General features: G+C 28.4%; 11 protein-coding genes. All 11 read right to left on the reverse strand.

Annotation, left to right across the window (positions count from 1 at the left end):
• Positions 1-279: 279 nt before the first annotated feature.
• On the reverse strand, positions 280-777 hold the full coding sequence (locus tag N5A56_RS04905) for a hypothetical protein (RefSeq protein WP_265724479.1): 498 nt from the start codon (positions 775-777) through the stop codon (positions 280-282).
• Between the two features lie 221 nt (positions 778-998).
• Positions 999-1352, reverse strand: coding sequence for a CPBP family intramembrane glutamic endopeptidase (locus N5A56_RS04910; protein ID WP_265724480.1), 354 nt, complete (start codon positions 1350-1352; stop codon positions 999-1001).
• Between the two features lie 684 nt (positions 1353-2036).
• Positions 2037-3131 (reverse strand): hypothetical protein, encoded by a 1095-nt coding sequence (locus N5A56_RS04915; protein ID WP_274270242.1) that lies wholly within the window; start codon positions 3129-3131, stop codon positions 2037-2039.
• Between the two features lie 131 nt (positions 3132-3262).
• Entirely contained in the window at positions 3263-4675 is a 1413-nt protein-coding gene (locus N5A56_RS04920) for a DEAD/DEAH box helicase (RefSeq protein WP_274270243.1), read from the reverse strand.
• A 366-nt stretch (positions 4676-5041) separates the two neighbouring features.
• Positions 5042-6277, reverse strand: a complete 1236-nt coding sequence (locus N5A56_RS04925; protein WP_265724482.1) for a site-specific DNA-methyltransferase — start codon at positions 6275-6277, stop codon at positions 5042-5044.
• Position 6278: 1 nt separating this feature from the next.
• Positions 6279-6479: a helix-turn-helix domain-containing protein gene (locus tag N5A56_RS04930; protein ID WP_265724483.1), complete on the reverse strand. Its 201-nt coding sequence runs from the start codon at positions 6477-6479 to the stop codon at positions 6279-6281.
• A gap of 338 nt (positions 6480-6817) precedes the next feature.
• Positions 6818-7921, reverse strand: a complete 1104-nt coding sequence (locus N5A56_RS04935) for a serine hydrolase domain-containing protein (RefSeq protein WP_265724484.1) — start codon at positions 7919-7921, stop codon at positions 6818-6820.
• 106 nt (positions 7922-8027) lie between these two features.
• Positions 8028-8645 (reverse strand): helix-turn-helix domain-containing protein, encoded by a 618-nt coding sequence (locus tag N5A56_RS04940; protein ID WP_265724485.1) that lies wholly within the window; start codon positions 8643-8645, stop codon positions 8028-8030.
• 905 nt (positions 8646-9550) lie between these two features.
• The gene (locus N5A56_RS04945) at positions 9551-10921 is read right to left on the reverse strand and encodes a TlpA family protein disulfide reductase (protein WP_265724478.1); all 1371 of its coding nucleotides are present in this window, start codon (positions 10919-10921) and stop codon (positions 9551-9553) included.
• A gap of 158 nt (positions 10922-11079) precedes the next feature.
• A complete protein-coding gene (locus N5A56_RS04950; protein WP_265724486.1) occupies positions 11080-11799 on the reverse strand; it encodes a hypothetical protein in 720 nt (239 codons plus the stop codon).
• Positions 11781-12473 (reverse strand): hypothetical protein, encoded by a 693-nt coding sequence (locus tag N5A56_RS04955; protein WP_265724487.1) that lies wholly within the window; start codon positions 12471-12473, stop codon positions 11781-11783. Before N5A56_RS04955 ends, N5A56_RS04950 begins: the two co-directional genes overlap by 19 nt.
• Positions 12474-12782 lie beyond the last annotated feature (309 nt).

Here is a 12782-nt window from a genome sequence, read left to right on the forward strand (position 1 = left end):
AAGTGTGTCTCTTTAACGATAATAATCTAATATTTCGTTCTATTCTTTCAGAATTTGATTCCGTAATATTTTTTCTTTTAAAGTACAATTTTGAAGTTCAGTTTTTATTGGTGGCAACGTTTTAGTATAAGATGTGTAGTGTAAATTTAGTGATTAATTAATAAATAATAACAGACATAAGAATGAGCGAGAATAATATAAATAAAACGAAAAAAAACTATACATTTTATACTTTGTTAGCACAAGTATTTAATATATCTAATTTAGGAATTAACGGGTCTAATTATTGGTGTGTAATGTGTCTTTTAATGACAATACTTTATATAATTCAATTTTTAATTTCAATTTATTTATGGAGTCTTTTAAAATAATCTTTTCATTAATTAAATTGTTGTTTTTTCCTTTATAATCGAATGTAAAATAAGAAAAAGTTAAAGTTCCTAATAAGGATATTATAGTAATAGGTAAATGTATTTTTTGATATAAAGTTAATGGAATTTTAGTTAGAGATTTTTCAAATTTTATAAAACCTTTCTTAAATTCTTTTAAATTTTCTCCTTTAGTTGTTAACTTATACCAAGACGAACCTTTTGTAGCTATTATTTTAGAAAATAAATTATTTTTAACTCCAAAAGACCTTATACTGTATGAAATATCCTTATATGTTTCTTTTAATTCTGGTAATTTGTATAAAATATTATCGACATCAAACATTTCTGTATTTTCAATATTTTTTATAACAATGTCTAAATATTTTACTTTGTCCTTATATTCCATTTTAGTAGTAAGAGTTGTATATTTGTGCTAACGTTGTTGTATAAGATTAGTTGCGTAATTTAAGCACTAAAGTTAGCAAATAAATCACAGATAGAAAGTCCGCGAGGACTTTCGTAAATTGACTAAAACCAGCAATTAATTTTATACGGTGTTGGCTTTTAGTGCTTTTTTCAATTCAAAAATTCAATTTACAATATAATGAAATTTTCTCATTTTTTTGTTTAAATATAATGTTTAATGTTAATTATTAAATGAATAAAATTAATTAAAGTATGAATTATTATTAATTTCCAAATACTCATTCCATTGTCTTTCAGGTAGCCAAGTATTAATGAAAAAATAATCACTAAAATTAAACTTGTAATAGCAAAGACAGTATCCATAATAGTTAAGAAGCCTAAATGAGGAAAAATCATTAATATACTTGCAAATAAATTCCCTTGACTTATTGGTTTTCTTATTTTTTCAGAATTTTGGTTAACATAGCTTTGAATAAAACCTCTATAAGCAAATTCCTCAAAAAATGAATTTAAGATGTAATTTAAAATAACGATTCCAATTACTTTAGTTTTCATATATTCAGTTTTGCTTGAATAAACTGAAATAAAGTAATTATTTATAATATAAAGAGTTGCCAAAAAAAGAAACAACCAAATTTCATTTTTCCGTATTTGTGTTATTTTAAATAATTTCCCCCTATTTTTAATAAACTTTATAGTGTAAATATAAAAAGCAAATCCAAGTGCTAATTTTAATATTGTAGTTGTAATTTCCTTATTAAAATGGATTTTTATTCCTTCATAAAATATAACACCTAAAAGATAGGTGGAAGCAAATAGAATTAAAGGAAATAAATATTTTTTCATAAAAATCACAATCTGTAAAATTGCTTAATCCCAATTTTTATTCTCAACTTAAAATAACTCCATATTCAACATGCGAGTGATTTTTCCCGCATTAAAGCCAACGGTCTTGTGTATGAAACGTAGCGTATAAATAGTCGCTAACTTTTCGGATTTAGCACGAGCCGAATTTTTTATTTTTATGTTTAATTTTCTTTTATAAATATAACCAAATTAAAAATTTGGCGTACTTTGTAAATATACAAAAACCTCTCGGAAAGCCTATAATAGCTATGTTTTATACACGTTGTTAGCCACTGGCTTTATTCCGCAAACTTGCTAGCGTTGGCGTGAAAGCTCTTTTAAATTTGTGAGGCACGAGCAAACTTTAAATGTGCTTGCACTAGCGTTGGCTTTTTACATTCCGCTTATTAATTCTTTCGCTTTGTCCAGAGTAAATGCTCCTTTAACTTCTTTCTTGTCAAAAACCATAAAATAGGAAAAGTCGTTTCCAGCTTGTCTTTCCCATTCGTTTCCGAGTCTGCACTTTCCTTCGCTGTCAGAACCGTCTAAATGGTCTCCTTTCGTTTCTATTAGTATTGTTTTTCCAGATTTAGTTTGCAAAATAAAGTCAGGATAATGATTGGCTTTAAAACCGTTGATAAAAAATCCTTTTCCTCTTTCTAAATTTCTATGCCAAAAAGCAATATTTGAAGAAGTTCCGATTTCCATTATAACTCTTTCCTCAAAATTATTCATTGTTCCTTCTTTTTCATACAATGAATTTCCGATTGAAGAACCAACATTTCCAGGAACAATTTCCTTTCCTAATTTCCAGTTTCCTTTCGCTTTTATTCCTTTGGTTTTTAAAATATCAAAAAATCGAGTTTCCGCATAACTGTCTGAAAGTTGTCTGATTTTAGATTTTATTTTATCTGTATAACTCCATTTTCTAACTAAAATATCTCGCATTTGCTCTGCGTTCATTCCTTTTAAAATTCTGCCAACGTAAACTTTTATTTCTTGGTCAGGAATTGGATACATATTTCCAATAATTTGCATTATTTGATGCGTAATATCGCTTATTTGAGCATCTTTTGGTTTCGCCAAAATATATTCTGCAATTGGGTCTTTTACTTGACTTTCCTCAATTTTTACCCAATCTGGTGTATAATTGTCTTTTACTGTTTCTGTTAAATCTACTTTGTATAAATCGGACGATATTTTGTCAAAATCTATTTTAATATCTTCATCAGAAAGTTTAAAATCCTTTAATAAAGATTCTCTGTTTAATAATTCTTCGTCTGTTCCAAAGATGTCGCTTGCTGTTACTTTTAGAAAAAATTGAGGAAAATCTATTTTATCAATAATTTCCTTATTTGTTTCTTTTACACGATAACGTTTTACTTTATCTCCCATTTCTTGAAAAATATTTTCGTCAACAGGTTGTTTTTCCTGTTCCTTTATTTGTTGTTCTAATTCATTATTTTCTTCTTTAGAAATTGATTCCATTTCTTGATTGAAAGGATTATTTTCAATTTCTTCTTCACTTGCATTTGGGTCAAATGATATTCGCTTTTTATCAATCGTTTCTTCTTCGGTTTCTTTTTGTTGTTCTGGAAATAGAAAAGAATCAACAGGATTTACAACTTCTGTTTGTTTTTTTCTTCTGTCATTTTATCAGAAACTCTATGTTCATTTCCACTAAATCCAGATGCTTTTAAACCTTCAACAATGCTTTGTAATGTGTCATTAAATTTTGCCGAAGCTGTTAATACATAGGAAAGATTTAACTGAAAAGCTTTATGTTTTTGAACGTAAGGTTGACGAAGTACACGACCTAAAATTTGCTCAACATCTACTGCACTCGATTTGTCAGCCAAAGACGCTAAAATGTATGCAAAAGGACAATCCCAACCTTCTTTTAAAGCATTTATTGTAATTATGTAACGAACTTCACAATCTTTACTTTGTAAATCTGGAATGCTTTTAAGTTCATCAATATTCGCTGTTTTGATTTTTATTTGATTTTCGGGAATACCTAAACTCAATAATTGTTCTTTTAATTTCTCAAAAGTTGTATTGTCGTTTTTTGTTTTTGGCTGTGCTTGAAACAAAACGATTGGTCGAATGTATTTTCCGCCATCTTTTTCTTGCTTTATTGCCAAATTTTCCAGTTTGCGTTGTAAATGCAAAGCATTGTTTATGACCTCTGTTTTATCGTGATTGTTGTAAACGATGACAGGAAGTTTAACCATATGTTCCTTTTTTAGTTCTATTGCAGGAACAAGACTTACAATGTTGCTATTGTCCTTTGGTGTTGCTGTTAAATCCAAAATGAAAGATGGATTTAAGTTTTTAAGCATATCTACGCTCAAATCACTTTCTGCATTATGACTTTCGTCAACAACTAAAACAGGATGCAAACTTCTAATTACATTTATTAAAGCTGTGTCGTCAACATCTGCTAATAAATGTTTTCTATTTGTGTATTGTGGAACAAATGAAGCTAATTCGCCATTTTCTTGGTAGACTTTTCTATCTTCTTTTTTTCTTGCTCTTAAACTTGCAAAACTCAAAACGAAAATGCTCAATTGTTCCTTTACAATGGTTGGATTGAAATTTGAACCTTGTAGCAAATCTTCTTTTTGATAAATCTCAACCTTGTGGTTAAAAAGAGCATTTAATTTTTGGCGATAAGGATGCTCTGGATTTGATAAAGCATTTACAGTTTGTTGTAATAGATTACTCCAAGGAACTAACCAAATAACAGCTTTTGTTTTACTTGTATCGTAAGCAGAAAAAATGGAATGCAAAGCATTTACTGCAATAAAGGTTTTTCCTCCAGCTGTTGGTACTTTTATGCAAACGTGAGCTGATTTTGGAATGTTGTTTTTGTAAGGTTGCATTCCTGTATTATCCAAAGGGTTATATGGTCCAATTTTGTCTTCCCAATATTGATTGAATGCAGTCGCTACATTTTTATGTTTTTGAACATATTCTAAATATTTTTCAAGATTTTCTATTACTTTTTGTTGGTAGCTTTTTAATTCCATAATTTAAAATCTTGTAATGTCTCTTGGTATTTTTTTAAAAATAATATTATTTTTTGCCATAAAGTCTTTAGGTAGCAAACAATTATCTGCATAAATCACATACTGTTCGCCTTTAGTTTTTATGAGTTCTAAAGCATCATAATCTAAAGTGGTTAACTTGTTCTTTTCATAAATGAAATAATAAACTGAATCATCTTTTTTACCTAAAAAGTAATTAATTTTTTTGGTGCTTTAAAAGGTGTTCTTGTTTCTGAAAACCAAATGTATTCTCGTATTTTCTCTATACCAACCTGTTCATTTAAGTTATGTTTATCATCAAAAAGTGGTAAGCCTAATTCATAAAAATTAAAATCTCCTCCAGTTCCTTCAACTGCTTTTTTTCTTTGCCATAACCTTTGGAAACTCTTTTACTCGTTCAGCAGTAATATCATTGGCATAATCTTCCATTTCTACTAAAATGAATTTTCTGTTACCATCATCTTGTTTATTTAGGTTTAAAACTGCGTGAGCAGTTGTACCAGAACCAGCAAAAGAATCAAGAATTATATCATTTTTATCGCAAGAAATTAATAGACATTTTTCTATAACTTCAATTGGTTTGGGGAAATCAAAAACTTTTTTGTCAAAAATGCTTTTTACATCTGTTGAAGCTTTCTTATTACCCTCAATATCTGTCCATAAATTTCCTGCTTGTTTTGTTCGACCATCTAAATAAAACTTTAAATATGGTAGTAATTTTCCTTTCTTATCTTTTTTCCATTCTATGAGACCTTCTTTTACAAATTTTTCATAACCTTCTCGTGAGCATCTCCATCTACTATCATAGCCGGAAGGACCTATTGGAAAAACTTCTTCCTTATTTGGATTTAAAATACCAAAATACATATTTGGTCTATCTTCTTTTTTATCTTCTCCTCCTGTTTTTCTTAAAGTTCTAGTCAAATAATTTCCTTTTTCATCTTCCTGATTGTATATTTTTTTGTCTTTTTCTGAAAAAGGAAGTCCTTTTATTTCTGAAAACTTTGTTTTGGAATAAATTAAAATATAATCTAATTCATTCGCGACACGAGAATTACCTTGACCAGTAGGTGTACCTGTAGCTCTTGATATGCAACCTCTAAAATTGTTTTTACCAAAAATTTCATCTAAAACTAATCTTAGGTGGTGAATTTCATTTTCATCTATTGAAATAAAAATTAGTCCTTTATTATCTAAAAGTTTATGAAGTAATTGCAATCTTGGATACATCATACACAACCATTTGTCGTGTCTTGTTAAATCGTCTCCGTCTTTTCCAACAACTTCGCCTAACCATTTTTTAATTTTAGGATGATTAACATTATCGTTATAAACCCAACTTTCATTTCCTGTGTTGTAAGGTGGGTCTATATAGATACATTTTATTTTTCCTTCGTATTCTGGTAATAGACTTTTTAGAGCTTCTAAATTATCGCCTTGAATTATTTTATTTCCGCTTTCTGTTGGTTCGGTTTGTTCTCCTTTTTTAGCAGTAAAACCGTATTTGTGTTCCAAAACTCTGTAAGGTACATCTTGATGATGGCTTATAACTTTGTCTTTTCCTATCCAATTGAGTGTTGGCATATTATTGTTGGTCTTTATTAGATATTATTAATTCTTTCACGTCCACATCTAAAATATTAGCAATGTCCATTAAGGTTTCCAATCTTGGTTGTTGTCTATTTTGAGCATAAGCATTTACCATATTGTAGCTTTTGCCTAGTTTTTCAGCCAACCAAGTTTGTTTAATTCCTTTCTGTTCCAACATTTCCTTAATTCGGTTCATTTAAGATATTTTTCCAATCCACTAATTTACATTTATATCTCAAAAAACTGTGTATTAAATCAAAATATTTTCGGGTGGTGGTGGGAAAAGGCAAGCTCTTTTTATTTTGTGAGGCACGAGCAAAATAAAATGTGCTTGACTGTGTGGTGGCTTTTCAGAGCTTGTGGCTAACGTCTCGGCTATGGTTAGTACGGGAATTAAAAGTAGTGAACTTTCGATTAAGCACTTAGCCAAAACTTTTTTATTTTGTTTTATCTTTTTCATTTCAAAGCCAAATCAAAAGATTTGGCGGACTTGGTTAAAGGCTCTAAACTTTGGGTTAAGCACCAAAACCCGTATTAATTATAGCCATTGTTGGGCGTTCGTTTTCTTATTAATTCCATTATTTCAGTATGCACTATAAATGTCTTTTTGAAATCGTTCAAGTTATTTGCAGTATTTTCCAATATAACGAGATTTAGATTTGTCTGAGGATAATAGTAGCATGCGGAAACAAACCCTGGAGCATAACCTAGTGCTCCAATCTGAATGTTTTGTTCGCCATCTTTAAATAATAAGCCATATCCATATTCTACAGTTTCAAAAATAGGGTGAATTCGAGTGGCATATTTAGTTTTCATTAACTCCAATGTTTCTTTTTTGACCAGTTTCTCAGAGAATAGTAATTGATTCCATCTTTTTAAGTCCTCAAGATTTGAGATAAATGAACCTGCCGCCACAAAGTTGTACAAGCTATTTTTGGTAAATTCTAAAATCCCATTTTCATTTTCTTCATAGCCTTTAACAAGGTTCTTATATACTTTATTTTTGGGGTGAAAAGTGTTTTTTAATCCATATTTATCAAATAACTCTGTAGATAAACCTCTAAAAGTCTTTCTTGTAACTTTTTGAAGAATTTGTGCGAGTAATTCATATCCCAATTGCGAGTAGTGAAATTGCGAACCTTCTTTAAATTCCAGAGGTTTATCTAAATCCACAATTCCGTGCGTATGAGTAAGAAGCTGGTGAATTGTTACGAGTTTAGCCCAAGGTTGACTGATTTCGGTCAGATACTTACCAATCGTGTCATTTAATCCAATTTTACCTTTCTCGTATTCTCTTAAAATCAAAACAGCAGTAATCTGTTTACTTATTGAGCCAATGACGAACTGGTCGTTTATATCAATCTTTGTTTTATTTTCTAAATCCGAAAATCCAAACGATTTTGAATAAATGTCAATTGAATCGGTTGAAAGAGAAATAACACCGTTAAATTTATTTTCGCTAATTATTGAGTCGATTTTTGAAGTCAATTTCGCGTAGTTTTCCATTTTTCCTTGTCCATTTGTTTGGCAAGAAGTTAAAAGGATAAAAGTCAAAATTATTAAACTGATTTTCATTAATTGTATTGTTTTTTCAAATGACGCCCAACGTTGTTGTATATGGTTTGTTGCGTGTTTCAAGCAACTAATTTAGTAAATAATTACGGACAAAGAAAGTCCGCGAGGACTTTCGCAAGTAGGTAAAAAGCCAGCAATAAATTATATACGGTGTTATATGGCGTTTTTTTTATTTCAAAAATGGAATTGCTAAAATATATTCGTTCCTCAATCCTCTTCGACTTTTTCTAACATTCAAAATTATAAACACTATATTAATTAAATATAATAAAAATAGCATAATCGTTGGTATTGAGAAATGATATATTAACGCATAAATAGAATTCTTTATGTTAAAACTAAATGGAAAAGATAAAAATTTTTCTCCGAACCACATATTTATAGGAATTAGTAAAACATATAATGTCAAAACCCAAGTAATTTGAAAATTCACTATCTTTTTTCCACAATCATCTACATACTTTATTTTTCCCTTTTTCAAAATCCACATTATAAATGGAATTATTATTCCTAATATTGGATGAATAATAAAGAAAAGGGAACTCCAATTCAGTTGTTGTATGTATCCTTTGTCTTCGATAACTTCCCATTCTAAAAGTTCATCTGGTGTTATATTTAGGGCTTGGGTTATTTTAATCAGAGTATCTCCTCTCGAAATTGTTCCAGTTTTTTCGATACGTTGGATTGTTCTTAAACTAAGTTTTGATTCTTCAGCCAATTGTTCTTGAGAAAATCCTTTTTGATTTCTTAGGTTTTTGATTTTAATTGCTAAGTTTTGATTATTCATTTTAGATGTTTTAAATATTACTTAGCAAAGATATTTTGAAACTTTATTAATTCTTGTGTCATTATTATGTCAATCTTATGACATTTCTGCCAATGTTTGGTTTTAATGCCATATAACGTGTTTGTGTATGATTTGTGGCGTTTTCAAGCACCTAATTTAGTAAATAAAAACCGAATAGAAAATCCGCGAGGATTTTCGTAAGTAGGCGAGTACTAGCCATTAATTATACACGGTGTTGCCACCAGTAATTTTTATTTCGTATTTTCTTATTCATTTTTTCTCATTCATTCCATTTTATAACTTTCCTGATTTTTCTATTTACGAGTTTATATTCCACAAAAGCGAGAACATAAAATGTCAAATTTAATATTAGAATTAAAAGAAAATTACTTTCCAATTTCCCTGATTTAATAGAATAGTATAAATTCAAAATCAATGCAATTGTAAGAAAAACAAATAAAATCATAGATATTAATTTCAATCTTAACTTATATTCTTTAAAATTCTCCTTTTTAAAAGTCACAATTATTTTTGGAAGTAATTTCTCAAAAGGTGATGAAATTCGTAATAAGTCAATTCGTTTTTCATTTTCAAAACCCAAAAAAACTTATTGGGTTCATTTATATAGGTTGAAACATATTTAAAATCCAAAGAAGTGTGTCTCTTTAACGATAATAATCTAATATTTCGTTCTATTCTTTCAGAATTTGATTCCGTAATATTTTTTCTTTTAAAGTACAATTTTGAAGTTCAGTTTTTATTGGTGGCAACGTTGTTGTATATGGTTTGTTGCGTGTTTAAGCACCTAATTTAGTAAATAATTACCAACCAAGAAAGTCCGCGAGGACTTTCGTAAATTAGCAATAAGCCAGCAATAAATTATATACGGTGTTACCATAAGTACTTTACAACAAGTTTTGTAATTGTTCCTTTAGTTTCGGATTTGAAGGTCTTTTAGCATTTGATTCAATAATTCTTCCGTTTTTGTCAATTAAAATGAAACGAGGAATACCTGTAACCTGATAATCTTTAAAAAAAGAAATATTTTCATTCGGTGCAAAAAGTTGAATTCCACCTAATTTTTTTTCTGTTATCATTTCTTTCCACCTTTTTTTATTGTCTTTATAACTTATACTTACAAATTGAATATCTGTTTCTTCAAAGTGCTTTTCTAATTTTTTTAACGCTGGAATTTCAGCTATACACGGACCACACCAAGTAGCCCATAAGTCAATATAAATATATTTACCTTTCAAATCAGAAAGTGATATTAAATTATCTTCAACATCAAAAAGCTTGAAAGTAGGGGATGTTTTTCCTTTCGCTATTTTACTTAAACTTAAATAGACTTGTCTAACTTCTTCTTTTCGTTTTTCATCTTTTGTTAAGTCATTGTATTTTTTGAAAGCAACTTCTACATCTTTTGAACGTTTTAAGTCATTCTTCCCAACATTATAGGCTAAAACTTCTCTTAAAACTGGTGTTTTTATATTTTCTTCTATTGATTCTAAGGTTTTTAGTATTGGATCTGATAAATTTTCTATCTCTAATTTTGAAAATGTAACTTTCCTTAAATAACCTTCTAAAAAACGTATATAATAAGGACTTATTGATAATTTTTCATCGGTTAAATTTATGTCTTTATATGGATTTGGAAAGTTGTCTGATACTTTGAAATTCGTATTTTTTGTCACAAAACCGTGCATCATCTCGAAGCCTGCTAATCTATCTAACTTTTCATACTCTAAAGCTTTTTCTTCTAGATAAATAAAATCCGAATCTAGATTATTTTGCTCTTTTAAAAATTTAAATCTTAAATTAAACAGCGAATCTGTTTGTTGTAAAAATCTATTTTCATCAAATTTTGCATAATGACCATAATAGTAATTTTGCATCCCAGAACTTTCTTTCAAAGCGTTATGTTCTATTAGATAATTGTTTTCATTTGCGCCTAATCCTTTATATTCAACATATTTAGTCGGATTTTTTGTGTCTATTGATAATTTTAAATTAAATGAAGGTTTTAAATAAATAGGAATAGGTTTTTTATCAAAAAAGAAATAATACCCTTCTGAAATGTTTAATGTATCTATAAATGTATTGTCTGATTTTAAATTGAATGTATGAATAACTTCACTACGAGAACTAACAATAGATAACTTGTCTGAATTCGGGTTTTCTATTTTCCCCGATATTATAATGTAATTTACTTTTTCTTTTTTTGTACAAGAAATTGATGTTAATAATAAGAATGATATTAGTAAAATGTTTTTCATTATCGTATTTTTTTGTATTTATGGTAACGTTGTTGTATAAGAAAAGTTGCGTTATTTAAGCAATGAAGTTAGCAAATAAAACACGAACCAAGAAAATCCGCGAGGATTTTCGTAAGTTGGCTTTTACCAGCAATTTTTTTATACGGTGTTACCCACAGTTATTTGTTTTTTTCATTCCGATTATAATTTTCCGCAACTAAATTCAATTGCCAATTCAGACGTTTTTTGTCAAATCGGCTTTTGTAAGTTAATGTACTTGTAAATAATATTGGTAAGTTTTTCAGATGTTGCTTTTGGTTTTTAATTATACTTTCATTATGTATTCCTTTTATTATGTCAATTCCATAAGATTTATTGTATTCAAACTCATAGCCTAACCAAATGTTTTCCCAATTTTCACTTTTCTTAATCTTATTTATTCCAAAAAAATTCGATGCTCCACTGTTACAAACAACAATAATTTCTGGGTTTATTTCACAAATTATTTTGTGAGTTAATTTTAATTGAGAAACAATAAATTCAACATCGTTTTCATAAAAGTCATAAATTTTTTTCTGATTTGTTTCTCTAAATTGAAAAAGGTCAATATACGACCAGTCATTTTCATACTTTGTATTTGTAACTAATTCTGCAAATTTTCTGTAATGTTTAGGGTAATCTAAAACGGCTTTTTCAATGTCGTACAAATAAGATTCATTTGTAGCATTTGAAAGATATGATGGGTTTATTCCAACAAAAAGTGCTTTTGCCTTTTTTAGTTTTGCACTTACAAATCCTCTTTCTATAATATTTTGATTTTCTATATTATTAGATTGATATTCAAAAATTTCAGTCAATTCAGATATTATACTTTTGTTATCTATTTCTCCTTTAACCATAAAATCAATATTATAATGAAGAAACAAATAATTCCTAATATTATTAGACCAAATTTGTCTAATCCTTTTTTTCTATTTAATTTTTTGAATTTTGTATTATATTCTTTTCTTATATTTTCTTCATTTGTTTGCTTGTAAAGTTTTACTAAACCTTGTTTGAATTTATTTAAACATTTTGTTAATGCTTGGTTGTTTTGCTTAACAATTCTTTTGTTTTTATCATCATTAGAATATTTCCATTTGTAATTTTTAATTCCAAAATATAATTCATCAAGTTTATTCGTAATATCTTCTACGTCATTTCCGAAAGAAATATTTTGTAAATGTCTTAATTCGTTTGCAAATAAGGTTTCATTTACAGTTTCATTTTTCTCCGTTTTACTTTTTGATAATCTTCCTGCAACAAATGCTCCAGCAACTGCTGTTGCAGTTTTTATTGTTTTTTTTGATTTTGATTTTTTCCTCGAATTTGTATTTATTGTAATCTTTTTCGGGTCAAACTCAACGTTAGGATAATGAAATGAAATTACTCTCGAGATTTCAGCTAATTTATTTGAACCTTGAAATTTTTGATATTCATTGAGGTTTTCAAATTCCAGAGTTTTATTTATAGATACATTTCCATTTTTGTAGCCATAACCACTCAATTGAACTATGTATATTGTTTCAGCCATAAAGTTGGTTTTAATTGTGGGTAACGTGTTTGTATAAGCTTTGTTGCGTGTTTTAAGCAGTGAATTTAGTAAATAAAACACGAACGGCGAAATTCCGAAGAAATTTCCCAAGTGAGCCAAAACCAGTAATAAAGTTTATACGGTGTTGGCAACCGTTTTTTATTTCAGATTGCTATTCATTTTTTTGGCATAAAAAAACCTCCGAAATTGGGAGGTTATATTAATATTTTCAGTTAAATTCTTTTTACCAACTTAAATCTTGCTTTGTCATAATTTGATTGTTTTAACGATGTAAATGTAATTATTTTA

The organism is Polaribacter ponticola, from assembly GCF_026191475.2.
GTDB lineage: Bacteria > Bacteroidota > Bacteroidia > Flavobacteriales > Flavobacteriaceae > Polaribacter > Polaribacter ponticola.